This is a genomic window from Klebsiella sp. 2019SCSN059, from assembly GCF_021739525.1.
Lineage (GTDB): Bacteria > Pseudomonadota > Gammaproteobacteria > Enterobacterales > Enterobacteriaceae > Klebsiella > Klebsiella quasipneumoniae.
Window position 1 is genome coordinate 255,556 of record NZ_JAKKOM010000002.1, and the last position, 24,919, is coordinate 280,474.

A 24,919-nucleotide genomic window follows, 5' to 3' on the forward strand; every position below is an offset into this window, starting at 1 on the left:
CGGAAGTAATAGTGAATAGATAATATAAATTGTTCCGGGTTTATTACGGCCCGGTGGACGACAGCGCTTATGCGACTCTTACACCGTTTAAATCAGTACCAGCGGCTGTGGCAACCCTCAGCCGGGGCGCCGCAGCAGGTCACCGTCGGCGAACTGGCGGAACGCTGTTTTTGCAGCGAACGCCATGTCCGTACCCTGCTGCGTCAGGCGCAAGAGGCCGGATGGTTAAGCTGGCAGGCCCGCTCCGGGCGCGGTAAGCGCGGACTGCTCTCTTTTTATAAAACGCCGGAACGTCTGCGCAATGAGATGATGGAGCTGGCGCTGCATAAAGGTCAGCAGCAAAACGCGCTGGAGCTGGCGCAGCTGGCCCCGGTGGAGCTGAAAGCCCTGCTCCACCCCTTTCTGGGCGGTCAGTGGCAAAATAATACCCCGACGCTGCGTATTCCATACTATCGCCCGCTGGAGCCGCTACGCCCCGGCTTTCTGCCCGGACGCGCCGAGCAGCATTTGGCCGGGCAGATCTATGCCGGGCTGACGCGCTTCGACGAAGGCGACACTATGCCGATCGGCGATCTGGCGCACCACTGGCAGGTCTCCCCTGACGGCCTGCGCTGGCAGTTTTATATCCGCTCCACGCTGTGCTGGCACAACGGCGATGCGGTGGAAACCGCACAGCTGCGGCAGCGCTTACTGCTGCTGCTGGATCTGCCCGCCTTGCGGACCCTCTTCGCCAGTATCAGCCGCATCGATGTCACTCACGCCCAGTGCCTCACCATCACGCTGCATCGCCCTGACTACTGGCTGCCGTTCCGCCTCGCCAGCTATTGCAGCGTGCTGGCCCATCCTGACGATCCGGCCATCGGCTGCGGACCGTTCCGCCTGAAGCGGTTTAGTCCGGAACTCGTCCGCCTGGAGAACCATCCCCGCTACCATCTGCGGCATCCGCTGATCCAGGCGGTGGAGTACTGGATCACCCCCCAGCTCTTCGATCGCGATCTCGGGACCAGCTGCCGCCACCCGGTGCAGATCACGATTGGCGATCGCGAAGAGCTCCATAACCTGCGTCAGGTCAGCAACAGCATCAGTCTTGGCTTCTGCTATCTGACCCTGCGTCACAGCCCTCGGCTTAGCAAAGCGCAGGCCCAGCGGCTGGTATCGATAATTCACCGCTCATCGTTGCTGGAAACGCTGCCGCTCGACGAGGATCTGATTACGCCAAGCCATGAGGTGTTGCCGGGATGGTCCATCCCGCAGGGGCCGGAAAACAGCGCGGTGCCGCTGCCGGCCAGGCTCACGCTGCTCTACCATCTGCCGGTCGAACTCCACGCCATGGCCGAACAGCTGAGACAGCGGCTGGCTGTGCTGGGCTGCGAGCTGACGCTTCTGTTTCATGACGCCAAAAACTGGGAGGGCTGCCAGCATCTGGGGCAGGCCGACCTGATGATGGGCGACCGCCTGATCGGCGAAGCGCCAGAGTATGCCCTGGAGCAGTGGCTGCGCTGCGATATGCTGTGGCCCAATTTGCTGACCGGGGCGCAATATGCCCATCTGCAGGCGACATTAGACGCGGTACAGGCGCAGCCGGAAGCCCGCAGCCGCAACGATGCGCTGCGCAACGTATTCAACAACCTCATGGAAGACGCCATCATGACGCCGCTGTTTAAATACAACTATCGGATCAGCGCCCCGCCGGGTGTCAATGGCTTGCGCCTCAACGCCCGCGGCTGGTTCGACTTCGCCAGCGCCTGGCTGCCGGCGTCGACGTGAGAGAGCTGGTGGTGGCGGGCGTCTGGCGCTACCATATCGCCTTTACTCATTAAGTCAGGAATTGCCATGAAACGCGCCGTAGTTGTCTTCAGCGGAGGACAAGATTCAACCACCTGTCTGGTGCAGGCTCTGCAACAGTATGATGAAGTGCATTGCGTCACTTTTGATTATGGCCAACGCCACCGCGCGGAAATCGACGTTGCGCGCGAACTCGCCCTGAAACTTGGCGCCGTCGCGCATAAAGTGCTGGACGTTACCCTGCTCAATGAACTGGCGGTCAGCAGCCTGACCCGCGATAACATTCCGGTACCGGACTATCAGCCTGATGCCGAGGGCATTCCCAATACTTTTGTCCCGGGGCGCAATATTCTGTTTTTAACCCTGACGGCAATCTACGCCTATCAGGTAAAAGCCGACGCTATCATCACCGGCGTGTGCGAGACCGATTTCTCCGGCTACCCGGACTGCCGCGATGAGTTTGTCAAAGCGCTGCACCACGCCGTCAGCCTTGGGATGGCGAAAGACATTCGCTTTGAAACCCCGCTGATGTGGCTGAACAAAGCCGAGACCTGGGCGCTGGCCGACTACTGGGGTCAGCTGGATCTGGTGCGCCGGGAAACCCTCACCTGCTACAACGGCATTAAGGGCGATGGCTGCGGCCAGTGCGCCGCCTGCAACCTGCGCGCTAACGGGCTCAACCAGTATCTGGCCGATAAGACCGGGGTAATGGCGGTGATGAAGCAAAAAACCGGCTTGACACAGGCATAGCCTCCGAAGAGGTATCTGCCCGAAGCTTCAGTCCAAATTCCCCGGTGGCGCTACGCATACCGGGGCAAGGGGTTGATCACCTTCCGGAGGTCGAGGCGCGCCACCGCCCGGCACGCACGCGACGGTTGTCAGCGCAAGTTCATCTGGTCGAGTTTCTCTCGCAGTTCCCCTTCCAGCGGCAGCGCCTTCTGGGTTTTCAAATCAATACAGACGAAGGTGATCAGCGCATCGGCCACCACCTCGCCATTGGGGTTGAGGGTGACCACCTGGCTGAGCGTGCCGCTTTTGCCGTTGAGTTGCTCCAGTTTGCTGCTCACCGTCAGCACATCGCCCAGGACCGCCGGACGGCGGTAGTTGATATTAATATTCACCACCACGAAGGCGATGTTTTTCTCGGTCATCCACTGAAACGCCGGGCTATTTTCCAGACCATCCCAGCGGGCCTCCTCAAGGAACTCCAGGTAGCGTGCGTTATTCACATGCTGGTAGACGTCCAGATGATAGCCGCGAACTTTAATTTGTGTTTGCATAGCATCAATGCCTTTCTGTTATTGTTGTTTGTGAGGTAAGAGGTCACACCACTTAATGCAACCTCTTTATCCTGGCAAAAAATCACCGCTGTGCAAGCGCTGGCATAAAATTTACAGCGTTAGATGGGCTAAATTCCGCTCCACCAGCGCACTGCCCATCCCCGGGACCTGCTTCAGGTCATCAAGGGTTTTAAACGGCCCGTACTCCTCACGGTAGCTGACAATCGCCTGGGCTTTTTTCAACCCCACGCCATTCAGAGCCTGCGCCAGCTGCTCGGCGCTGGCGTGGTTAATGCTGACTTTGGTCGCCCCGTTGTCGGCCTCGCCGGGTTCCGCTTTCGCTTTCGCCGAAGAGGACGCCGGGACATGCTCTTTGGTTACCACCGCTTTGCCGCTGGCGGGGGCGGCCAGCGCACCCTGTGCGCCTACCGCGAAAACCAGAACGCCCGCGGCCATCAGTGCTTTTATTCCATATTTCATGCTGATATCTCCTTGTGTGTAGACAGCAAGGCTACGATAGCGTCAGTGCGGATGGACGACAAAAGGCAAATCACAGAAATGGAAAGGGCCGCGAAAGCGGCCCCTGAGGATTACATGGTGTTGCGTATTTTTGCGAAACGACGCGAAATTACTGCTGCTGGTCGATGCTGTCGCCCAGCTTAATTTTCGCCGCCTTGCGCAGGTTGCTCATCAGCGCTTCGAAAGCGATTTGGGCATTGTTCTGGGTAATCCCCTGAACCATAGCCTTCTTCTGCTCTTCCGGCATGCTGCCTGCTTTCACTTCATCCAGCGCCACCAGCACCACATCGCCTTGCATGTTGCTGCCAACGCCATAGACCGGTTTGCCCTGCTGCGGCAGCGGCAGAGTGAATGCCAGCTGGCTCAGCGGATCCTGGCCGGTACGGGAAAGCGTCTGCGGCGCGCCAAAGCTCAGGCCAGCCGCCTTCATCGCCTCATCGCCTTTTCCGTCTTTCAGCGCCGCCAGCAGCTTATCGGCATCCAGCTTCGCCTGCTGTTCAGCTTTATTGTGCTTAACGATATCGCTGACCTGCGCCTTCACTTCGGCCAGCGGTTTCACCGCCTCGGCTTTGTGCTCGCTGATACGCAGAACAAAGGCGCGATCGCCATCAACGGTAATGATGTCAGAGTTGCTGCCCGGCGCGCCGTTCACACCGACCAGACCGCCGTTGAAGATAGCGTCAGCGACCGGTTTAAAGTTCAGCTCTTCCGGCAGGTTATCGCGGCCAAACCAGCCGGTTTCCACCACCTGCACTCCGGCGACCTGCGCCGCGCCCGCCAGCGATTCATTATCGTTGCTGGCCGCATCGCTCACCTTCTGCTGCAGCGCATAGTAAGCATCCAGCGCTTTCTCCTGCTTCACTTTCGCCGCAATGTCATTGCGCACGTCAGCCAGCGGTTTGACCTGCGCCGGCTGGACGTCGTCCAGACGGGCCACCAGGAAGCCAACCGAGGATTTGATCACCCCGGAGAGCTGGCCTTTCTCTTTCAGGCCGGCCTCTTTCAGCTCAGGCACGGTAGAGGCATCTTCCATCCACCCCATATCGCCGCCGTTGCGGGCAGAAATAATATCGGTCGATTTTTCTTTTGCCAGCGTGGCGAAATCAGCGCCTTTTTGCAGCTCGGCCAGCACCGCTTTCGCGTCGGCTTCAGTTTTAGTCTGAATCACGCTGTAGCGATTACGCTGCGGCTGAGTGAACTGATCTTTATGCTGGTCATACCATGACTGGATTTCTTCGTCAGAGGCGTTTTCCTGCATGCTGGCGGCATCCATCTTGATGTAGCTCACGCGGAACTGCTCCGGCGCCATAAAACGGGCCTGATTCTGCTGCCAGAAAGCGTTGATTTCCTCATCGCTGGCGGTCTGTTTTGCCGCCAGGGCGTTGACGTTGATGGTCGCTTCGCGGACGACACGCTGCTGAGACACCAGCGCCGCCAGCTGATCGGACTCACCCGGCAGCATGAAGTCGGTACCCGCAATGGCGTTAATCAGCTGCTGCGTGGTCAGCTGGTTACGCAGCGCCTGGGCGTACTGATCGGTGGTCATTCCCATCTGGGCGACAATACCGCTGAAACGCTGGTTGTCGAACTTACCGTTCGTCTGGAACGCCTGGGTCTGGAAGATCGCCTGCTTCACCTGCTCATCGCTGATGCTGAGGCCCAGCTCGCGGGCATACTGATCCAGAAGCGACTCATCGATCAGGCGGTTCAGCACCTGCTGGCGCATGGTTTTCATGTAGTTTTCGTTCGCCGCCAGCTCGGAGAACTGGTCGCCAAGCTGCTGCTGCATACGGTTACGTTCGCTGGCGACGGCGTTTTCAAACTGCCCACGGCCAATCTCCTGGCCATTCACTTTTGCGGCATAGTTTTTGCCACCGCCAATCAGGTAACCACTCACCCCGGTCAAAATGAACGAGACGATAATGATACCGAAAATAATCTTGAGCACGACGCTGTTGGCGGCCGTGCGTAGGTTGTCCATCATGGTGTAACAACGCTCCGCTGTAGATGACTTTAGCTCGCGCAGCATAGCACGTGATGGCCGCCGCGCGTGAGGACGTATTTTGACAAGAAAACAGGGTGATTGTCAGCCCACAAGTGGCGATAAACACACATAAAGTGGTCTGAAAAGGCAATAAAAAAGGCACATCTCACGATGCGCCCTTGTACTTCGTCACATTCCCTGACGGGAAAGCCGATCAGTTCACCGCGTCTTTCAGCGCTTTACCAGCACGGAAGCCCGGCACTTTTGCGGCAGCGATAGTAATTTCTTTACCTGTTTGTGGGTTGCGACCAGTACGGGCGGCACGTTCTTTAACAGCAAAGGTACCGAAACCTACCAGCGCAACGTCATCCCCAGCCTGCAGAGATTCAGTAACAGAAGCGATTAAAGCATCTAACGCACGTCCAGCTGCAGCTTTAGAAATGTCCGCACCCGCAGCAATTTTGTCAATCAGTTGAGATTTATTCACTGTTCTCTTCCTCTCTTTATAATTTATATCGCACCAGAGTCCTTCATAGTGCGACCGCGCAGCAGTTATATCAGGACTGTCATGCCCTTACAACAGCAGTTGTCGATGACCCCCCTGCCAGCGATCTAAGTTAGCTACACAAAAAAAGGCTGGCAAGTCCGAAATGACTTACCAGCCCTATTTTTATTAGCGCAATTTGCGCAGAATCACTATTTCGCGGTCACAACCTGCATGCCGAACGGTTCGTTCTGCAGCGCAAGTGTCAGAACTTCCTCGATTCGTTTCACCGGATGGATATCCAAATCGGCGATAACGTTATCCGGAATTTCTTCAAGGTCGCGTTTGTTCTCATCAGGAATCAGAACAGTCTTAATACCGCCGCGATGCGCCGCCAGCAGTTTTTCCTTCAGACCGCCGATCGGCAGCACCTGACCACGCAGCGTAATCTCCCCGGTCATCGCCACATCGGCGCGAACCGGGTTGCCGGTCAGGCAGGAGACCAGCGCCGTACACATGGCGATACCCGCGCTCGGACCATCCTTCGGCGTCGCCCCTTCCGGTACGTGGACGTGAATATCACGCTTCTCGTAGAAGTCGGCGTTAATGCCCAGCTTGTCCGCCCGCGAACGTACCACGGTCAGCGCAGCCTGAATCGACTCCTGCATCACCTCGCCCAGCGAGCCGGTGTAGGTCAGTTTGCCTTTACCCGGTACGCAGGCGGTTTCGATGGTCAGCAGATCGCCGCCCACTTCCGTCCACGCCAGACCGGTCACCTGACCGACGCGGTTCTCACTATCGGCGCGGCCATAGTCGAAGCGCTGCACGCCGAGATAATCATGCAGATTCTCACCGTTAATTTCGATGTGTTTCAGCGTTTTATCCAGCAACAGCTGCTTAACGGCCTTACGGCACAGCTTGGAGATTTCACGCTCCAGGCTACGAACGCCCGCTTCACGGGTGTAGTAACGAATAATGCCGATAATGGCGCTATCGTCGACGGTCAGTTCGCCTTTCTTCAGCGCGTTGCGTTCGATCTGCTTCGGCAGCAGGTGACGCTTGGCGATGTTCAGTTTTTCATCTTCGGTGTAACCCGAGAGGCGAATTACTTCCATACGGTCCAGCAGCGGCGCCGGAATGTTCATGGAGTTGGACGTCGCCACGAACATCACGTCGCTGAGATCGTAATCCACTTCCAGATAGTGGTCGTTAAAGGCCACGTTCTGTTCCGGATCCAGCACCTCAAGCAACGCGGAAGCCGGGTCGCCGCGCATGTCGGAAGACATTTTGTCGATCTCATCCAGCAGGAACAGCGGGTTTTTCACCCCCACTTTCGCCATTTTCTGGATCAGTTTGCCCGGCATCGAGCCAATATAGGTCCGACGATGACCGCGAATTTCCGCTTCATCGCGCACGCCGCCCAGCGCCATGCGGACGTATTTCCGGCCGGTCGCTTTGGCGATAGATTGACCCAATGAGGTTTTACCTACCCCCGGCGGTCCCACCAGGCAGAGGATCGGCCCCTTGATTTTGTTCACCCGGCTCTGCACCGCGAGATACTCAAGGATGCGGTCCTTCACGCGCTCCAGACCATAGTGATCGGTATCGAGGATCTCCTGGGCCTGACGCAGGTCTTTTTTGACCTTACTGCGCGCATTCCACGGCACCTGCACCATCCAGTCGATGTAGCCACGCACGACGGTCGCTTCCGCAGACATCGGCGACATCATCTTCAGCTTCTGCAGTTCCGCTTCGGTTTTCTCTTTCGCCTCTTTCGGCATTTTCGCCGCGTCGATCTTGCGCTTCAGCGCTTCGTTTTCGTCCGGGGCGTCGTCCATCTCGCCGAGTTCTTTCTGAATCGCTTTCATTTGCTCGTTCAGATAGTACTCGCGCTGGGATTTCTCCATCTGCTTTTTGACGCGGTTGCGAATGCGCTTCTCAACCTGCAGCAGATCGATTTCCGATTCCATCATCGCCATCAGATATTCCAGACGTTCGTTGACGTCGGACATCTCCAGCACGGACTGCTTGTCCGCCAGCTTCAGCGGCATATGCGCCGCGATGGTATCCGCCAGGCGCGCCGGATCGTCGATGCTGTTCAGCGACGTCAGCACTTCCGGTGGGATCTTTTTATTCAGCTTGATGTAGCCTTCAAACTGGCTGATAGCGGTACGAACCAGCACTTCCTGCTCACGTTCGTCAATCGCCGGCGAGTCGAGATACTCCGCTTTCGCCGAGAAATGTTCGCCATTATCAGACAGCGCAGAAATGCGTGCACGCTGTAGCCCTTCGACCAGCACCTTCACGGTGCCGTCCGGCAGCTTCAGCATCTGCAAAATAGACGCCACGGTTCCAACGGTGAAAAGATCGTTTACACCCGGCTCATCCGTCGACGCTTCTTTCTGCGCAACCAGCATGATTTTTTTATCATGGTCCATGGCCGCTTCGAGGCAACGGATAGATTTTTCCCGCCCTACGAACAGGGGTATGACCATGTGCGGATAAACCACCACATCGCGCAACGGCAATACGGGGATTTCAATGCGTTCAGAACGCTCAGGATTCATAGAGCTCTCTCTTAGTTTAAAGTCCGCCAGGTAGCCGACGACGCCACACTCCACTGCATCGTCGTTAATATGTAATCCAGTATATGGGGATGTATTCCACACATTCAACGGCGGGAATGCAGGAAAAATAAAAGGGGAGATAAAATCCCCCCTTTTTGTTAACTGCTTGAGTGAAATGGCTAATTATTCGCCAGATGCCTGCTGAGCTTCCGGTTTGCCGTAGATCAGCAACGGTTTGCTCTGCCCGGCGATAACCGACTCATCAATGACCACTTTTTCGACATCTTCCATCGAAGGCAGGTCATACATGGTGTCCAGCAGCGCCGCTTCCACAATGGAACGCAGGCCACGGGCGCCGGTTTTACGCGCCATCGCTTTCTTGGCGATGGCATCCAGCGCTTCGTCGCGGAATTCAAGCTCTGCGCCTTCCAGGCTAAACAGCGCCTGATACTGCTTGGTCAGGGCGTTTTTCGGCTCTTTCAGGATCTGGATCAGCGCTTCTTCGCTCAGCTCGTTCAGGGTTGCCACTACCGGCAGACGGCCAATGAATTCCGGAATCAAACCAAACTTGATCAGATCTTCCGGCTCGACCTGGGCCAGCAGTTCGCCTTCGCTCGCTTTGTCGGACTTCGCTTTAACCGTCGCGCCAAAACCAATGCCGGAGCCGGTTTCCACACGGTGGGAAATCACTTTATCCAGACCGGCAAACGCGCCGCCGCAGATAAACAGGATCTTGGAGGTATCAACCTGCAGGAACTCCTGCTGCGGGTGTTTACGCCCGCCCTGCGGCGGAACGGCGGCGACGGTGCCTTCGATAAGCTTCAGCAGCGCCTGCTGCACGCCTTCGCCGGAGACGTCGCGGGTAATCGACGGGTTGTCGGATTTACGCGAAATTTTGTCGATTTCGTCGATATAGACGATACCGCGCTGCGCTTTCTGCACGTCGTAGTCGCACTTCTGCAGCAGTTTCTGAATGATATTTTCGACGTCCTCACCCACATAACCGGCTTCGGTCAGGGTGGTGGCGTCCGCCATGGTAAACGGCACATCCAGCAGGCGCGCCAGCGTTTCCGCCAGCAGCGTTTTACCGGAGCCGGTCGGCCCGATCAGCAGAATGTTACTTTTACCCAGCTCTACGCCATTGCTGGTATCGCCATTGCGCAGACGTTTGTAGTGGTTGTATACCGCGACCGCCAACACTTTTTTCGCCTGTTCCTGACCGATGACATAGTCATCAAGGTGGTGGCGAATCTCGTGCGGCGTCGGCAGCGCGCTGCGCTCGCGGTGCGGCGCAACTTCTTTAATCTCTTCGCGAATGATGTCGTTACATAAATCAACGCATTCGTCGCAGATATACACGGATGGCCCGGCGATCAGCTTACGCACTTCATGCTGGCTTTTGCCGCAAAAAGAGCAATACAACAATTTGCCCGATCCATCTTTGCGTTTATCTGTCATGAGTCCAAACCTCTTTTTAAGTTCTTTGTGCCGCACACGACGACGCAAATGCCATTCTCAGGCGCAAGCCGCCATATAGCGTTGTGCCGCCCTTCATTAGTATATACACAAAATCCTTCGCGCTACATCGAGGCGGTAGCGAAGCTACCGGCCGCCTGCCTGCCCGGCAAGCCTCCGGAAAAATGCCAACCGCTTAGCAGACGTGGCGAGAAGGATGCAGCGTAAAGCGGCACCCTTGCGCCTCGGGCATCAATTACGATGGGTCAAAATAGAGTCGACCAGTCCGTACTCCACGGCTTCCGCAGCAGAGAGGAAGCGGTCGCGCTCGGTGTCACGCTCAATCTGCTCAAGAGACTGGCCGGTATGATGCGCCATCAGCTCATTCATGCGTCCTTTCACCTTCAGGATTTCACGGGCGTGGATCTCAATATCCGTCGCCTGCCCCTGATAGCCGCCCAGCGGCTGGTGGATCATCACGCGGGAGTTCGGCAGGCAGAAACGCTTGCCCTTCGCCCCGGCGGTCAACAGGAACGCGCCCATGGACGCGGCCTGTCCCATACAGATGGTGCTGACGTCCGGCTTGATGAACTGCATGGTGTCATAGATCGACATCCCGGCGGTGATCACCCCGCCCGGAGAGTTAATGTACAGGTAAATGTCTTTTTCCGGGTTTTCCGCTTCCAGAAACAGCATCTGCGCCACGATCAGGTTTGCCATGTGGTCTTCGACCTGGCCGGTCAGAAAAATGACGCGTTCCTTAAGCAGACGGGAGTAGATATCAAAAGAACGTTCACCGCGTGAGGTCTGTTCAATGACCATCGGCACCAGGGCCATATGGGGTGCAAAGTTGTCTCGTTCGCCACTGTATGACATTTCCGTCTCCTGGAGTAATTTTAAAATACCTGCTGCACTGATTGTAACCTTACGGACGGATTATCAGCCACAGTTTCTATCCGCTGAACGCGTCACCGCCTCTTCAACACGCGTGCAATTGCGGATGCAGTTGCCTCCCCCGGTAATGGGGATGGCGTTGCCATATTTCAAGCATAACAAGCTTTTGCTGTAACGCTATCATGGTAAATGCGTTTTAGCACCGTGCCTGAGGCTGGCATTATCCTAAAAAAAAACCCGCCGCCTTTCGGCAACGGGTTTTTGCCCGAACCTTAAACCATCGCGGCGAAATTACGCCTGCTGGTTCATCAGTTCGTTGAAGGAAGTGGCTTTTTCAGACACTTTGGCTTTCGCCAGCACGGCTTCAACAGCCTGCTCTTCCAGCGCCACGTTGCGCATGTTGTCCATCAGCTCTTTGTTCTTGCTGTAGAACTCAACCACTTCTGACGGATCTTCGTAAGCAGAAGCCATCTCTTCGATCAGGCCTTTCACGCGCTCTTCGTCAGCTTTCAGCTCGTTGGTGCGAATCACTTCGCCCAGCAGCAGGCCAACCACTACGCGGCGTTTAGCCTGCTCTTCGAACAGCTCGCGCGGCAGTTCCAGAGCCTGTTTCTCGTTGCCACCGAAACGCTGAGCAGCCTGGCGACGCAGCACGTCGATTTCGCTGTCGATCAGGGCCGCCGGAACGTCGATTTCGTTAGCTTTAACCAGACCTTCGATAGCCTGAGACTTCACGCGGTTACGCACAGCGCCTTTCAGCTCGCGTTCCATGTTTTTACGCACTTCAGCGCGCAGGCCAGCGACGGAACCATCTTCCACGCCGAAACGTTTGATGAATTCTTCGGTCAGCTCCGGCAGTTCACGTTCTTCAACTTTCTTCAGGTTGATAACGAACTTAGCCGCTTTACCTTTCAGGTTTTCAGCGTGGTACTCTTCCGGGAAGGTCACGTCGATGGTGAACTCGTCACCCGCTTTGTGGCCTTTGATACCGTCTTCGAAGCCCGGGATCATACGACCCTGACCCATCGCCAGTACGAAGTCAGACGCTTTGCCGCCTTCGAACTCTTCGCCGTCTACGGAACCGGTGAAGTCGATGGTTACGCGATCTTCAGCGTCAACTGCGCCTTCTTTGTCTTTCCAGGTGGCCTGCTGCTTGCGCAGGGTTTCCAGCATGGTGTCAACGTCAGCGTCGGTCACTTCAACAACCGGTTTTTCTACTTCGATCGCTTCCAGACCCTGCAGTTCAACTTCCGGGTACACTTCGAACTCTACCGCGTAGGTGAAGTCTTCGCCCAGTTTGTATTCGCCCGGAACGTAGTTCGGCGCGCCGGCCGGATTGATTTTTTCTTTGATGATCGCGTCAACGAAATGACGGCTCATCAGGTCGCCCAGCACGTCCTGGCGAACGGATGCGCCATAACGCTGAGCAACAACATTCATCGGCACTTTACCTTTACGGAAGCCGTCAATGCGAACTTTTTTCGCTACGTTGACCAGCTCGCTTTTGACAGCATTCTCGATGCTGTCAGCGGCGATAGTAATCGTTACACGGCGCCCAAGGCCCTGAGTGGTTTCAACTGAAACTTGCATCTTGTTACCTCAAAAAAATCACAGTGCTCGGTCAACTCTGGAAGCGCGTGTAGGTGGCTTCGCAGAACCGGGATGCCCTCTTCAAATCAGAAACACATTCCCTGTCGTCAGAATCATCCCGAAGACATTCATATATAAGACGCGGCATTATAGCGGCATCACTTTTGTGAGTCGAGAACGGTTGTCGCCTGGTGCTGCGGCATTTTTCACATTTCCCGCTCAATTTTGTCCGCAAAAGCGCTGACTTTGCGCATTTTCCAGGCAAAACAAAACGGCCCGTAGGCCGTTTTTGCTAAATCTGCAAGCAACATACTGGAAAAGCGCCAGCGGTTGCAAATGGGATTTCTAGGCGATGCTCCCCGCGCCGCGGCACGGCGGCGAGGCGAAAACCGTATCCTGTAGCGCTTCCCATTCTTTAATCGTGTAGGTGTGCAACGCCAGGGCGTGCACCGTATTCGACAGCTCCTCGGTTAGCGTGCCGTAGATCATACGGTGGCGATTAAGGAAACGCTCGCCAGTGAAGCGATCGCTCACTAACACCACTTTAAAATGACTTTCAGAGCCCGCAGGGACGTTGTGACGATAACTTTCATCCACGACTTCGAGATACATCGGGTCGAACGCTGCTCTAAGTTTTGCTTCGATCTGTTCACGTATCATCATGAATTTTCTCCTCCGACAACGCTGAGATGCCGCCACTCCTTTTAAATGTTAGCCGCTTTTACCGCTTCCATTAGGAGAAAACAACAAAAAATTAGCATTGTTCTGATATTTTCATTCAAAAGTATCACGTTTACTGGCTCTGGTCGCCAGATCCGCCGGGGAAAGAGCGATTAACCGTAGCGGGGCGCTCAGAAAACCGCCAGGGCGATGGATTTACACGCGTTGCCACTTCCCCTTGCCGTTGGCAATGCTATGATGGCGGTAATTTTCCTTATAACAACACCATGCGTTGAGACCTGAACATGCTTAAGAAGATCCTTTTCCCGTTGGTCGCCATGTTTATGCTGGCAGGATGCGCCACGCCGCCGACCACCATTGAAGTATCGCCGAAAATCACGCTGCCGCAGCAGGATCCGAGCCTGATGGGCGTGACCGTCAGCATCAACGGCGCCGACCAGCGTCCGGACCAGGCGCTGGCGAAAGTGACGCGCGACAACCAACAGGTCACCCTCACCGCCTCCCGCGACCTGCGCTTCCTGCTGCAGGAAGTGCTGGAGAAACAAATGACCGCGCGCGGCTATATGATTGGCCCGAACGGCGCAGTCGATCTGCAGATCATCGTCAACAAACTTTACGCTGACGTCTCCCAGGGCAACGTGCGCTACAACATCGCCACCAAAGCCGATATCGCCATCATCGCCACCGCGGCAAACGGCACGAAGATGACCAAAAACTACCGCGCCAGCTACTCGGTTGAAGGCGCCTTCCAGGCCTCGAACAAAAACATCGCTGATGCCGTTAACAGCGTCCTGACCGATACCATCGCCGATATGGCGCAGGACACCAGCATTCACGATTTCATCAAGCAAAACGCGCGTTAATGCCACCACGAACCCGGCCTCCGCCGGGTTCGTGCTTTATGCTATGTCCAGTCACTACTTACGCATTTTTCAGCAGCCTAAATCAGCGATTTTGCTGATCCTCGGCTTCGCCTCCGGTCTGCCGCTGGCCCTCACCTCCGGTACCCTGCAGGCCTGGATGACGGTGGAAAATATCGATCTGAAAACGATCGGTTTTTTCTCGCTGGTCGGCCAGGCCTATGTCTTTAAATTTCTCTGGTCCCCGCTGATGGACCGCTACACGCCGCCGTTTCTCGGCCGACGTCGCGGCTGGCTGGTCACCACCCAGATCCTGCTCCTGTTGGCCATCGCGGCGATGGGCTTTCTTGAACCCGTCTCCCAGCTGCGCTGGATGGCGGCGCTGGCGGTAGTGATCGCTTTTTGTTCAGCGTCGCAGGATATTGTCTTTGACGCCTGGAAAACCGACGTTCTGCCGGCGGAAGAGCGCGGCGCCGGCGCCGCGATCAGCGTGCTGGGCTATCGCCTCGGGATGCTGGTCTCCGGCGGTCTGGCCCTGTGGCTCGCCGACCGCTATCTCGGCTGGCAGGGGATGTACTGGCTGATGGCGGCGCTGCTGGTGCCCTGCATCATCGCCACGCTGCTGGCGCACGAGCCGAGCGACGTCATCCCGGTTCCCCGATCGCTGGAGCAGGCGGTGGTTGCGCCGTTGCGTGATTTTTTCGGCCGTAACAACGCCTGGCTTATTCTGTTGCTCATCGTTCTTTATAAGCTTGGCGATGCGTTTGCCATGAGCCTGACCACCACCTTTCTCATCCGCGGCGTCGGTTTTGACGCCGGTGAAGTGGGGATGGTGAACAAAACCTTAGGCCTGTTCGCCACCATTCTCGGCGCCCTGTACGGCGGCGTACTGATGCAGCGGCTGACGCTGTTCCGGGCGCTGCTGATCTTCGGTCTGCTGCAGGGGGTCTCCAACGCCGGCTACTGGCTGCTGTCGATTACCGATAAGCACCTCTATTCCATGGCGACCGCGGTATTCTTTGAGAACCTGTGCGGGGGAATGGGCACGGCGGCGTTTGTGGCGCTGCTGATGACGCTGTGCAACAAGTCGTTCTCCGCCACCCAGTTCGCGCTGCTCTCGGCGCTGTCCGCGGTTGGCCGCGTGTACGTCGGGCCGATCGCCGGCTGGTTCGTCGAGGCCCACGGCTGGTCCACCTTCTATCTCTTCTCTGTGGTCGCGGCGGTGCCGGGGATCGCGCTGCTGCTGCTGTGCCGGCAAACGCTCGAGCATACCCAACGCACGGCAAGCTTTATACCGCGTAGCGAATATCCGCAGGCCTATGCGCTGGCGCTGGGGATCCTGACGCTGGGCTGCCTGCTGCTGGCGGTATGGCTGGGTCTGCTGATCCTCAACGCGCTGGATTATACGTCGTTCAGCTTCCTGTCCGGCCTGCTGGAGGTTGCCGCGCTGACGGCCGTTGGCGGTATTTTGCTCGGCGGCCTGCTCGACTACCTGGCGCTGCGTAAAACCCACCTGATTTAAGGACGCTGCATCATTATTAGCCGTTGTAATTACGAAACGTAATTATAACGGCTTATTAACGCTTTTATATTGCCCGCCGCGCTATTTGTTGTTTTGTGCGTTTTTGTTTTCTGGAAATTATTGACAGTTTTTATTCGATTCTTTAAATAATTTAACCGATTCAGCTAAGCCGATTTTATTTTACGTTTCCACAATGTCTTTTATTTGATAATTAAATGTTAAACAATTGTTCTAATTTTTGGGTGGTTATGCCCATTCGCCGCTAAGCACTCCTTTTCTTATCCCTTTCGTTATCGATCCCACGAAAATCAGGCTTTGCAAGCGATTACGTAACACTACGTAACATATGTGACAAAGCAAGCAGAAGCCGCTAACACAGAACTGACAGAGATCCAATCATGTTTACAGTAATGCAACCTTACCGTAAAATGCCCGTACACTTTAAACGCCACCAGATCCCGTGGAATTGAGGTCGTTCAATGAGACTCAGGAAATACAATAAAAGTTTGGGATGGATGTCATTAATCGCAGGTACTGTATTACTCAGTGGTTGTGATTCTGCACTCCTTGACCCAAAAGGACAGATTGGACTGGAGCAACGCTCTTTGATTCTGACGGCCTTCGGCCTGATGATGATTGTCGTTATTCCCGCCGTCTTGATGGCAGTAGGATTTGCCTGGAAGTATCGCGCGAGCAATAAAGATGCGAAGTATAGCCCGAACTGGTCACACTCCAATAAAGTGGAAGCTGTGGTCTGGACGGTACCTATTCTGATCATCCTGTTCCTGGCCGTTCTGACCTGGAAAACCACTCACGCACTGGAGCCAAGCAAACCGCTTGTCCATGACGAGAAACCAATCACCATCGAAGTCGTATCGATGGACTGGAAATGGTTCTTTATCTATCCGGAACAGGGTATTGCTACCGTTAACGAAATCGCCTTCCCGGCGAACGTACCGGTACACTTCAAAGTGACCTCTAACTCGGTGATGAACTCGTTCTTTATTCCGCGCTTAGGCAGCCAGATCTACGCAATGGCCGGGATGCAGACTCAGCTGCACCTCATTGCTGACGAAGCTGGTACTTATGACGGTATCTCCGCTAGCTACAGTGGCCCGGGCTTCTCTGGTATGAAGTTCAAAGCGATTGCTACCCCGGATCGTGCAACTTTCGATCAGTGGGTTGAAAAAGCGAAACAGTCTCCGAACGCTATGGACTCTATGGCCGCGTTCGAGAAAGTGGCTGTGCCTAGCGAATATAACAAAGTGGAATACTTCTCTAACGTGAAGCCGGATCTGTTCAAAGATGTTGTGAACAAATTCATGTCTCACGAGAGCATGAACATGTCCAAACCTGAAGGCGAGCATGCCGCTCACGACGGGATGGAAGGCATGGACATGAGCCACGCGGAAACCGCTCACTAAGGGGCCGAGGAAGAAAACGATGTTCGGAAAACTTACACTGGATGCAGTGCCCTACCACGAACCTATTATCGTGGTAACGGTGGCTGCGATTATCATTGGGGGACTGGCGCTTCTGGCGGCCATCACTTACTTCGGTAAGTGGTCCTACCTATGGAACGAGTGGCTGACCTCTGTCGACCACAAACGTCTCGGTATCATGTACGTTATCGTGGCAATCGTCATGCTGCTGCGTGGCTTTGCTGACGCCATCATGATGCGTAGCCAGCAGGTGCTGGCCTCGGCCGGGGAAGCAGGCTTCCTGCCGCCTCATCACTACGATCAGATCTTTACCGCCCACGGCGTTATCATGATCTTCTTCGTGGCGATGCCGTTCGTTATCGGTCTGATGAACCTGGTGGTTCCGCTTCAGCTCGGCGCACGCGACGTAGCCTTCCCGTTCCTCAACAACCTGAGCTTCTGGTTCACCGTTGTGGGCGTGATTCTGGTTAACCTGTCTCTGGGCGTCGGTGAGTTCGCGCAGACCGGTTGGCTGGCCTATCCGCCGCTGTCGGGAATTGAGTACAGTCCTGGCGTAGGGGTCGACTACTGGATTTGGGCGCTGCAGCTCTCCGGTATCGGTACTACCCTGACCGGTATTAACTTCTTCGTGACCATTATCAAGATGCGCGCCCCGGGCATGACCATGTTCAAGATGCCGGTATTCTCCTGGGCATCTCTGTGCGCTAACATCCTGATTATCGCCTCTTTCCCAATTCTGACCGTCACCATCGCGCTGCTGACCCTGGATCGTTACCTGGGCACCCATTTCTTTACCAACGATATGGGTGGCAACATGATGATGTACATCAACCTGATTTGGGCCTGGGGTCACCCGGAAGTGTACATCCTGGTTCTGCCGGTGTTCGGGGTCTTCTCCGAAATCGCCGCGACCTTCTCGCGTAAGCGTCTGTTCGGTTACACCTCTTTGGTGTGGGCAACCGTCTGTATTACCGTTCTGTCGTTCATCGTTTGGCTGCACCACTTCTTCACCATGGGTGCCGGCGCGAACGTAAACGCCTTCTTCGGTATTACCACCATGATTATCGCGATCCCGACCGGGGTTAAGATCTTCAACTGGCTGTTCACCATGTATCAGGGTCGCATCGTCTTCAACTCGGCGATGATGTGGACTATCGGCTTTATCGTGACCTTCTCCGTAGGTGGGATGACCGGCGTGCTGCTGGCGGTACCGGGCGCGGACTTCGTTCTGCACAACAGCCTGTTCCTGATCGCGCACTTCCATAACGTTATCATCGGCGGCGTGGTATTCGGTTGCTTCGCAGGTCTGACCTACTGGTGGCCGAAAGCCTTTGGCTTCACCCTGAACGAAACCTGGGGCAAACGCGCTTTCTGGTTCTGGATCATCGGCTTCTTCGTAGCATTTATGCCGCTGTACGTGCTGGGCTTCATGGGGATGACCCGTCGTCTGAGCCAGCAGATCGATCCGCAGTTCCACCCGATGCTGGTTGTTGCAGCTTGCGGTGCGGCGCTGATCGCCTGCGGTATCCTGTGCCAGCTGATTCAGTTCTACGTCTCTATTCGCGACCGCGATCAGAACCGTGACCTGACCGGTGACCCGTGGGGTGGCCGTACGCTGGAGTGGGCAACCTCTTCTCCACCGCCGTTCTACAACTTCGCTATCGTTCCTCAGGTTCACGAGCGTGACGCCTTCTGGGAAATGAAAGAGAAAGGTGAAGCGTACAAACAGCCTGCTCACTATGAAGAAATTCATATGCCGAAAAACAGCGGCGCCGGCATCGTCATTGCCGCCTTCGCGACGGTATTTGGTTTCGCCATGATCTGGCATATCTGGTGGATGGCGATCGCCAGCTTCATCGGCATCGTAGCGACCTGGATTATTAAGAGCTTTGACGAGGACGTGGATTACTACGTACCGGTTGCAGAAGTCGAAAAACTGGAAAAACAGCATTTCGATGAGATTAACAAAGCAGGGCTGAAAAATGGCAACTGATACTCTTGCGCATACTGCCCACGCGCATGAACACGGGCACCATGATACAGGACCGATGAAGGTATTCGGTTTCTGGATCTACCTGATGAGCGACTGCATTATCTTCGCTACGCTGTTTGCTACCTATGCCGTTCTGGTGAACGGCACGGCCGGCGGACCGACTGGCAAAGATATTTTCGAACTGCCGTTCGTTCTGGTTGAAACCGCACTGCTGCTGTTCAGCTCCATCACCTACGGCATGGCGGCTATCGCCATGTACAAAAACAACAAGAGCCAGGTGGTTTCCTGGCTGGCGTTGACCTGGCTGTTTGGCGCCGGATTTATCGGGATGGAAATCTATGAATTCCATCACCTGATCATGGAAGGCTTTGGTCCGGATCGTAGTGGCTTCCTGTCCGCGTTCTTCGCGCTGGTCGGCACCCACGGTCTGCACGTGACCTCTGGCCTTATCTGGATGGCGGTGCTGATGTTCCAGGTTTCACGTCGTGGCCTGACCAGCACTAACCGCACGCGTATCCTGTGCCTGAGCCTGTTCTGGCACTTCCTGGACGTCGTGTGGATCTGCGTGTTCTCGGTTGTCTATCTGATGGGGGCGATGTAATGAGTCATTCTACCGATCATAGCGGCGCTTCTCACGGCAGCGTGAAGAGCTACATGACAGGATTTATCCTGTCCATCATCCTGACGGTCATTCCGTTCGCCATGGTGATGAGTGGCTCCGCCTCGCATGCGGTTATCCTTGGCACCATTCTGGTGACCGCTGTGGTGCAGATCGTGGTACACCTCGTGTACTTCCTGCATATGAACAGCAAGTCCGATGAAGGCTGGAACCTGACCGCATTTATCTTCACCGTAATCATCATTGCGATCGTGGTTGTCGGCTCCATCTGGATTATGTGGAACCTGAACTACAACATGATGATGCACTAAGAGCGGCGAGTATGTTTAAGCAATACCTGCAAGTTACGAAACCAGGCATTATTTTTGGCAACCTGATCTCCGTGATCGGCGGTTTCCTGCTGGCCTCCAAAGGCCACATCGACTATCCGCTGTTCGTCTGGACGCTCCTTGGAGTATCCCTGGTGGTCGCCTCGGGTTGTGTATTCAACAACTACATCGACCGGGACATCGATCGTAAGATGGAACGGACGAAAAACCGGGTGCTGGTCAAAGGGCTGATCTCGCCAGAAGCTTCGCTGGTGTACGCCACCTTGCTGGGTATTGCTGGCTTTATGCTGCTGTGGTTCGGCGCAAATCCGCTGGCCTGCTGGCTGGGGGTGATGGGGTTCGTGGTTTATGTCGGCGTCTACAGCCTGTACATGAAACGTCACTCTGTCTACGGCACGCTGATTGGCTCACTCTCCGGCGCCGCGCCGCCGGTGATTGGCTACTGCGCGGTCACCGGTGATTTCGACAGCGGTGCGGCGATCCTGCTGGCTATCTTTAGCCTGTGGCAGATGCCTCACTCCTACGCCATCGCGATTTTCCGCTTTAAGGATTATCAGGCGGCGAATATTCCGGTGCTGCCGGTGGTGAAAGGCATTTCGGTCGCCAAAAACCATATTACGCTGTACATCGTCGCCTTTGCCGTTGCGACCCTGATGCTCTCGCTGGGCGGCTACGCCGGGTATAAATACCTGGTCGTGGCGGCAGCGGTCAGCGTCTGGTGGCTGGGCATGGCGCTGCGTGGCTACAAAGTGGCAGATGACAAAGTCTGGGCGCGCAAGCTGTTCGTCTTTTCCATCGTCGCCATCACTGCGCTGTCCGTGATGATGTCCGTTGACTTTATGGTGCCGGATTCACATAGCCTGCTGGCTTACGTGAGATAATCTCGCTCTCCAGTACGATATAAAGCCCCGTTTTTACGGGGCTTTTTCTTTTCTGTTTCAAATTGGTTCCTTTCTCATTTCATACTTCCCCTCCCCTCCCCCGCACCGGTTTCGCTATCTCACGCCCAAAAAATGAGGAAAAAATGAGCTTGTGCTAACCGGGTATCGCTCGCGCCGCACGCGCCCGCGATGCTACTTTTCGCCTCGGGTTTACACCCGTTTGGGAAATATTCACTACAAGGAATCGCAATGAAAGAATTAACACTGAACGAAATGGAGTACATCTCCGGCGGCTTTAACCTGTTCGGCGCGGCCAACGGCTTCGCCAGCTTTGTCGCCAACTCTGCCGTCGGCTTCACCTCGTTTGTCCTCACCTCCGGTACCGCCTTCGCCTCATTCGTTGGCGACAGCGCGATGGCGTTTGGTTCCTTCCTGACCGGTCAGACAAACTGGGAAACCTTTGTGACCACCGGTAAGGAAAACTGGGGTAGCTTCGTCAATACCGCCGGCACCAGCTGGAACACCTTTGTCGATAACGCCGCCAGCGACTGGAGCAGCTTCCTCAACAAAGCGTCAGCCTAAACGACGTCTCGCCGAGGGCAGCGCATCGGCTGCCCTGTTTAACCCACCAGCATCGCCTGCGCGCTATAGAGCAGATCAAGGTGGTCGCGGCATAACGCGTCCAGCGAAGTCCGTGATTGATGACTGGTCAGACTTAACGCTCCCCACCAGGTCCCTTCCCTGTCGGTTAACGGTACCGCCAGCACCAGCATACCAATCTCAAACTCCTGCTCGATAGTGGCATACCCCTGACGCCGCACCTGGGCAATCTTCTCCATCAACGACGCGACGTCGGTCACCGTATAGGGCGTGCGTTGTTCCCGGGTAATGCGCTGTAGAACCGCTTCACACTCTGCTTCCGGCAACGAAGCCAGCCATAACCGCCCCCCGGCGGTACAAAAGATGGGCACCCGCTCCCCAAGCCGAACCGACGTGGAGTTAAATGGCGTATGACGGCTGCGGGCGATATAGACCAGTTCATCTTCATCCACCACCCCCACCGAGGCGTGCTCCTCGGTCCGGCTGGCGATGTATTCGACAATCGGCCGCACCATGCGGGGAAACTGCGCCGAATCGACGTAGGCCTGACCAAGCCGCAGCGTCTTCGGGGTAAGCCAGTAATAGCGCCCATCGGTTTGCAAATAGCGCTCATGCAGCAGCGTCAACAGAAAACGTCGTGCCGCGCTTTGCGTCAGGCCGCTCATTTTCGCCGCCTGAGCGACGGTGAGCTTTGGGCAGGTTTTAGAAAAAAGCTGGATGAGCGCCAACCCTTTTTGTAAACCGACGATCAGATCGCGAGGATGAATGGTGTTTTGCATATTCGCTCACATTTTTGCAACATCATTATCGATTTCCTGCGATTATCGCAGCGATCGTGCGATTAACAACCGACATGTCCGAATTCTGCGTTGTCGCTCCCAGCTTCCACTGAAATACTTTCACAACATTCATTTAACAAATGAGGTTTGCAATGGTCAGTGGAACTACCCAGGTTGTCGCCGTGATTGGTCATCCGATTGCCCAGGTGAAATCACCGGATAACTTCAACCGCTACTTTGCCGAACAGCACATGGACAGCGTCATGATCCCGGTGGATATCGCCCCGGACGCGGTGGCCGCCTACCTCAACGCCCTGCGCGGCTGGCAGAACATGAGCGGCGTGCTGGTGACGGTGCCGCATAAACAACGCGCCGCCGCGCTGGTCGACGAGCTTACGCCGCGCGCCCGCCGACTCAACGCCATCAATGTGATCCGCAAGCTGGCGGATGGCCGGTTACAGGGCGATATGCTGGACGGCGTCGGCTTTCTGCTCGCCGCCGAGGCACAGGGTTTTCAGCCGGCGGGTAAGCAGGCGTTGCTCTCCGGTTGCGGCGGCGTCGGCAGCGCCATCGCCTGGGGATTGTGCGAGGCGGGGCTCCGTCAGCTGGCTCTGCACGATCAAAACCCCGCCACCCGGCAACGCCTGCACGATCTTCTGGCTGAAGCCTTTCCGGCGGTGCGACTGAGCGCGCTGCCGGACACCCTGCACGGCGTCGATCTGCTGGTCAACGGCTCGCCGGCCGGCATGGCCGGATTTGATGCGCTGCCCCTGCCGCAGGCGCTGCTGGAGACCCTCGACAGCGCCACCCACGTGGCTGACGTTGTCACCGCCCCGGTGATGACGCCGTTGCTCACCTTCGCCGCCGCCCGCGGCTGCCGGGTACAGACCGGGCCGGAAATGGCGCTGGCGCAGATGACGCTGATGGGCCAGTTTATCGGCGCCATCCCGCCGGCGCAGGGAGCGGCGGCATGAAGAGCTGGGACGTGATCGTCATCGGCAGCGGCGCCGCTGGCTTTGCCGCCGCGGTCACCGCCAGCTGCAAAGGGCTGTCGGTGCTGATGCTGGAGAAAGCCGGTCAGTTCGGCGGCACCTCGGCCATCTCTGGCGGCGCCGTGTGGCTGCATGATACTGACCAGGCGCGCGCCGAGGGCAAAAGCGGTAGCGCCGAAGCGATCAAAACCTATCTGCGAACCATTATCGGCGAGGCCCACTACCGCGAAGATATCGCCGAGGCGTTTGTCAGCGCCGGGCGAGAGGCCCTCGCCTTTCTGGAGCGCGAGGGGGCGGTGAAATATAGCCTGCGCCCACTCTCACCTGATTACTATCCGGATGAGCCCGGCGCCGTCGACGTCGGTCGGGCGCTGGAGGTGGTGGAGTATGACGGCCGTGAACTGGGTGACGCGTTTCGCGACCTGCGCTCGCCGCCGCCGGGGATGCTGCTGTTTGGCGGAATGATGGTCAACCGCGTCGACATTCAACATTTTCTCGATATGCGTCGCTCGCTGCGCTCCCTGGCCCATTGCACCCGACTGCTGCTGCGCTACGCCCGCGACCGGGTGACATACCCTCGCGGCACCCGCCTGGCGATGGGTAATGCGCTGATTGCCCGCATGGCGACCACGGCGCTGCGTAAAGGCATGAGCCTGCGGCTGAATGTCAATGTTCTGGCGCTGTGCGAAGCGCAAGGCGCGGTCACCGGGGTAGAGATTGAGTGTCAGGGGCAAAGAGAGACGCTGCACGCCCGGCGCGGGGTGGTGCTGGCCGCAGGCGGTTTTGCCGCTGGCGCGCTGGCGGCGCGCTATCGGCCTGACACCCGAGAGCACTTCACCATGTCGCCGCCGGCCAATGATGGCGCCGCGCTGCGTCTCGCGGCGGCGCTTAACGCTCGCGAGGGAGCCGATCGGGCATCCAACTTTTTCTGGGCGCCGGTATCGGTGCTGACCCGGGCCGACGGCAGCGAGGAGCGCTTCCCCCACCTGGTGACCGACCGGGCCAAGCCGGGCGTGATTGCCGTCAATCAGCGGGCGGTACGCTTCGTTAATGAGTCCAGCTCCTATCACCATTTTGCCAGCGCGATGCAGCATGCTGCGGAGAATGCCCCCTGCTTTTTACTGTGCGACGCTCAGGCGATGAAGCGTTACGGCCTCGGGCTGGCGCGCCCGGCGCCGGTGAACAATGACGCCCTGATCGCCGCCGGCTATCTGCACAAAGCCGACACCCTGGCCGCGCTGGCGCAGCAGCTTGGGCTGGATGCCCACACCCTGAGCGAGACGGTCGCCCGCTACAATCGTGACGCCGCGCAGGGCGTGGACCGTGAGTTTGCCAAAGGCGGCAACAGCTATAACCGGGCGATGGGCGATCCGGGCCATCACCCTGACGCCTGCAACGCTCCCCTGCTCAGCGCGCCGTTCTATGCCATCAAACTCTATACCGGCGATCTGGGGACTTCCCGGGGTCTGGTCACCACCGCCGATGCCCAGGTCGTCAACGCCGAAGGAAAGCCTATCGCGGGGCTGTACGCGGTGGGAAACGACATGGATTCGCTGATGGCCGGCACCTACCCGGGTCCCGGCATCACCCTTGGCCCGGGGCTGACGTTTGGCTACCTCGCCGCCTGCCATCTGGCGCAACCCGCCACCCACTAATCAGGAAA

General features: G+C 56.7%; 22 protein-coding genes. 12 read left to right on the plus strand and 10 right to left on the minus strand.

Features of this window, described 5'->3' with window-relative positions; all coding sequences use genetic code 11:
* Positions 1–69 precede the first annotated feature (69 nt).
* A complete protein-coding gene (locus tag L2I46_RS03910; protein WP_048296861.1) occupies positions 70–1,767 on the plus strand; it encodes an SgrR family transcriptional regulator in 1,698 nt (565 codons plus the stop codon).
* A gap of 66 nt (positions 1,768–1,833) precedes the next feature.
* Positions 1,834–2,535, plus strand: a complete 702-nt coding sequence (gene queC, locus L2I46_RS03915) for a 7-cyano-7-deazaguanine synthase QueC (protein ID WP_085551208.1) — start codon at positions 1,834–1,836, stop codon at positions 2,533–2,535.
* 128 nt (positions 2,536–2,663) lie between these two features.
* Here the strand turns inward: queC and L2I46_RS03920 are convergent, their stop codons facing one another.
* The 9 genes from L2I46_RS03920 to bolA all read right to left on the minus strand — a co-directional run bounded on the left by L2I46_RS03920 (position 2,664) and on the right by bolA (position 13,221).
* Positions 2,664–3,065 (minus strand): YbgC/FadM family acyl-CoA thioesterase, encoded by a 402-nt coding sequence (locus L2I46_RS03920; protein WP_023288617.1) that lies wholly within the window; start codon positions 3,063–3,065, stop codon positions 2,664–2,666.
* A 111-nt stretch (positions 3,066–3,176) separates the two neighbouring features.
* Positions 3,177–3,545 carry a helix-hairpin-helix domain-containing protein gene (locus tag L2I46_RS03925; protein WP_023288616.1) on the minus strand — a complete coding sequence of 123 codons (369 nt, stop codon included), beginning with the start codon at positions 3,543–3,545 and terminating at the stop codon, positions 3,177–3,179.
* Positions 3,546–3,693: 148 nt separating this feature from the next.
* Positions 3,694–5,568, minus strand: coding sequence for a peptidylprolyl isomerase (gene ppiD, locus L2I46_RS03930; RefSeq protein WP_032453854.1), 1,875 nt, complete (start codon positions 5,566–5,568; stop codon positions 3,694–3,696).
* A 214-nt stretch (positions 5,569–5,782) separates the two neighbouring features.
* Positions 5,783–6,055 carry a nucleoid-associated protein HU-beta gene (gene hupB, locus L2I46_RS03935; RefSeq protein WP_002444653.1) on the minus strand — a complete coding sequence of 91 codons (273 nt, stop codon included), beginning with the start codon at positions 6,053–6,055 and terminating at the stop codon, positions 5,783–5,785.
* 209 nt (positions 6,056–6,264) lie between these two features.
* Positions 6,265–8,619 (minus strand): endopeptidase La, encoded by a 2,355-nt coding sequence (gene lon / locus L2I46_RS03940; RefSeq protein WP_023288614.1) that lies wholly within the window; start codon positions 8,617–8,619, stop codon positions 6,265–6,267.
* A 183-nt stretch (positions 8,620–8,802) separates the two neighbouring features.
* Positions 8,803–10,077, minus strand: a complete 1,275-nt coding sequence (gene clpX / locus L2I46_RS03945) for an ATP-dependent protease ATP-binding subunit ClpX (RefSeq protein ID WP_002891807.1) — start codon at positions 10,075–10,077, stop codon at positions 8,803–8,805.
* Positions 10,078–10,326: 249 nt separating this feature from the next.
* The gene (clpP, locus tag L2I46_RS03950; RefSeq protein WP_002891804.1) at positions 10,327–10,950 is read right to left on the minus strand and encodes an ATP-dependent Clp endopeptidase proteolytic subunit ClpP; all 624 of its coding nucleotides are present in this window, start codon (positions 10,948–10,950) and stop codon (positions 10,327–10,329) included.
* Positions 10,951–11,259: 309 nt separating this feature from the next.
* Positions 11,260–12,558, minus strand: a complete 1,299-nt coding sequence (gene tig / locus L2I46_RS03955) for a trigger factor (protein ID WP_023288613.1) — start codon at positions 12,556–12,558, stop codon at positions 11,260–11,262.
* A gap of 345 nt (positions 12,559–12,903) precedes the next feature.
* Positions 12,904–13,221, minus strand: a complete 318-nt coding sequence (gene bolA, locus L2I46_RS03960) for a transcriptional regulator BolA (RefSeq protein WP_002891649.1) — start codon at positions 13,219–13,221, stop codon at positions 12,904–12,906.
* A 302-nt stretch (positions 13,222–13,523) separates the two neighbouring features.
* Here bolA and L2I46_RS03965 point away from each other — a divergent pair, with 302 nt between their 5' ends.
* The 8 genes from L2I46_RS03965 (at position 13,524) to L2I46_RS04000 (ending at position 21,467) form a co-directional block, all read left to right on the plus strand.
* The gene (locus L2I46_RS03965) at positions 13,524–14,102 is read left to right on the plus strand and encodes a lipoprotein (protein WP_004204800.1); all 579 of its coding nucleotides are present in this window, start codon (positions 13,524–13,526) and stop codon (positions 14,100–14,102) included.
* A 43-nt stretch (positions 14,103–14,145) separates the two neighbouring features.
* Positions 14,146–15,621 (plus strand): muropeptide MFS transporter AmpG, encoded by a 1,476-nt coding sequence (ampG, locus tag L2I46_RS03970; protein ID WP_085551210.1) that lies wholly within the window; start codon positions 14,146–14,148, stop codon positions 15,619–15,621.
* A gap of 479 nt (positions 15,622–16,100) precedes the next feature.
* On the plus strand, positions 16,101–17,045 hold the full coding sequence (cyoA, locus tag L2I46_RS03975; protein ID WP_004204802.1) for a cytochrome o ubiquinol oxidase subunit II: 945 nt from the start codon (positions 16,101–16,103) through the stop codon (positions 17,043–17,045).
* A 19-nt stretch (positions 17,046–17,064) separates the two neighbouring features.
* Positions 17,065–19,056: a cytochrome o ubiquinol oxidase subunit I gene (gene cyoB, locus L2I46_RS03980; protein ID WP_004204804.1), complete on the plus strand. Its 1,992-nt coding sequence runs from the start codon at positions 17,065–17,067 to the stop codon at positions 19,054–19,056.
* Complete coding sequence (locus L2I46_RS03985; protein WP_002891635.1) at positions 19,046–19,657, plus strand: cytochrome o ubiquinol oxidase subunit III; 612 nt, start codon at positions 19,046–19,048, stop codon at positions 19,655–19,657. Before cyoB ends, L2I46_RS03985 begins: the two co-directional genes overlap by 11 nt.
* Complete coding sequence (locus L2I46_RS03990) at positions 19,657–19,986, plus strand: cytochrome o ubiquinol oxidase subunit IV (RefSeq protein WP_002891634.1); 330 nt, start codon at positions 19,657–19,659, stop codon at positions 19,984–19,986. The genes L2I46_RS03985 and L2I46_RS03990 overlap by 1 nt, the downstream gene beginning before the upstream one ends.
* Before the next feature lie 11 nt (positions 19,987–19,997).
* Entirely contained in the window at positions 19,998–20,885 is an 888-nt protein-coding gene (gene cyoE, locus L2I46_RS03995; RefSeq protein ID WP_002891629.1) for a heme o synthase, read from the plus strand.
* A 249-nt stretch (positions 20,886–21,134) separates the two neighbouring features.
* Positions 21,135–21,467 (plus strand): hypothetical protein, encoded by a 333-nt coding sequence (locus L2I46_RS04000; protein ID WP_023288611.1) that lies wholly within the window; start codon positions 21,135–21,137, stop codon positions 21,465–21,467.
* Positions 21,468–21,505: 38 nt separating this feature from the next.
* Here the strand turns inward: L2I46_RS04000 and L2I46_RS04005 are convergent, their stop codons facing one another.
* Positions 21,506–22,264, minus strand: coding sequence for an IclR family transcriptional regulator domain-containing protein (locus L2I46_RS04005; protein WP_023288610.1), 759 nt, complete (start codon positions 22,262–22,264; stop codon positions 21,506–21,508).
* A gap of 152 nt (positions 22,265–22,416) precedes the next feature.
* Here L2I46_RS04005 and L2I46_RS04010 point away from each other — a divergent pair, with 152 nt between their 5' ends.
* Positions 22,417–23,238 carry a shikimate dehydrogenase family protein gene (locus L2I46_RS04010; protein ID WP_044521259.1) on the plus strand — a complete coding sequence of 274 codons (822 nt, stop codon included), beginning with the start codon at positions 22,417–22,419 and terminating at the stop codon, positions 23,236–23,238.
* Positions 23,235–24,911: an FAD-dependent oxidoreductase gene (locus L2I46_RS04015; protein ID WP_236947560.1), complete on the plus strand. Its 1,677-nt coding sequence runs from the start codon at positions 23,235–23,237 to the stop codon at positions 24,909–24,911. The genes L2I46_RS04010 and L2I46_RS04015 overlap by 4 nt, the downstream gene beginning before the upstream one ends.
* Positions 24,912–24,919: the final 8 nt, after the last annotated feature.

Bases quoted from the DNA above. Each gene is read 5' to 3' on its own strand.
- cyoA (WP_004204802.1), top strand. From the start codon at position 16,101: ATGAGACTCAGGAAATACAATAAAAGTTTGGGATGGATGTCATTAATC.
- tig (WP_023288613.1), bottom strand. From the start codon at position 12,558: ATGCAAGTTTCAGTTGAAACCACTCAGGGCCTTGGGCGCCGTGTAACG.
- lon (WP_023288614.1), bottom strand. From the start codon at position 8,619: ATGAATCCTGAGCGTTCTGAACGCATTGAAATCCCCGTATTGCCGTTG.
- L2I46_RS03920 (WP_023288617.1), bottom strand. From the start codon at position 3,065: ATGCAAACACAAATTAAAGTTCGCGGCTATCATCTGGACGTCTACCAG.
- L2I46_RS03990 (WP_002891634.1), top strand. From the start codon at position 19,657: ATGAGTCATTCTACCGATCATAGCGGCGCTTCTCACGGCAGCGTGAAG.
- L2I46_RS03910 (WP_048296861.1), top strand. From the start codon at position 70: ATGCGACTCTTACACCGTTTAAATCAGTACCAGCGGCTGTGGCAACCC.
- L2I46_RS04015 (WP_236947560.1), top strand. From the start codon at position 23,235: ATGAAGAGCTGGGACGTGATCGTCATCGGCAGCGGCGCCGCTGGCTTT.
- cyoB (WP_004204804.1), top strand. From the start codon at position 17,065: ATGTTCGGAAAACTTACACTGGATGCAGTGCCCTACCACGAACCTATT.
- L2I46_RS04000 (WP_023288611.1), top strand. From the start codon at position 21,135: ATGAAAGAATTAACACTGAACGAAATGGAGTACATCTCCGGCGGCTTT.
- queC (WP_085551208.1), top strand. From the start codon at position 1,834: ATGAAACGCGCCGTAGTTGTCTTCAGCGGAGGACAAGATTCAACCACC.
- L2I46_RS03925 (WP_023288616.1), bottom strand. From the start codon at position 3,545: ATGAAATATGGAATAAAAGCACTGATGGCCGCGGGCGTTCTGGTTTTC.
- bolA (WP_002891649.1), bottom strand. From the start codon at position 13,221: ATGATGATACGTGAACAGATCGAAGCAAAACTTAGAGCAGCGTTCGAC.
- clpX (WP_002891807.1), bottom strand. From the start codon at position 10,077: ATGACAGATAAACGCAAAGATGGATCGGGCAAATTGTTGTATTGCTCT.
- L2I46_RS03985 (WP_002891635.1), top strand. From the start codon at position 19,046: ATGGCAACTGATACTCTTGCGCATACTGCCCACGCGCATGAACACGGG.
- ampG (WP_085551210.1), top strand. From the start codon at position 14,146: ATGTCCAGTCACTACTTACGCATTTTTCAGCAGCCTAAATCAGCGATT.
- cyoE (WP_002891629.1), top strand. From the start codon at position 19,998: ATGTTTAAGCAATACCTGCAAGTTACGAAACCAGGCATTATTTTTGGC.
- clpP (WP_002891804.1), bottom strand. From the start codon at position 10,950: ATGTCATACAGTGGCGAACGAGACAACTTTGCACCCCATATGGCCCTG.
- ppiD (WP_032453854.1), bottom strand. From the start codon at position 5,568: ATGATGGACAACCTACGCACGGCCGCCAACAGCGTCGTGCTCAAGATT.
- L2I46_RS04005 (WP_023288610.1), bottom strand. From the start codon at position 22,264: ATGCAAAACACCATTCATCCTCGCGATCTGATCGTCGGTTTACAAAAA.
- L2I46_RS04010 (WP_044521259.1), top strand. From the start codon at position 22,417: ATGGTCAGTGGAACTACCCAGGTTGTCGCCGTGATTGGTCATCCGATT.
- L2I46_RS03965 (WP_004204800.1), top strand. From the start codon at position 13,524: ATGCTTAAGAAGATCCTTTTCCCGTTGGTCGCCATGTTTATGCTGGCA.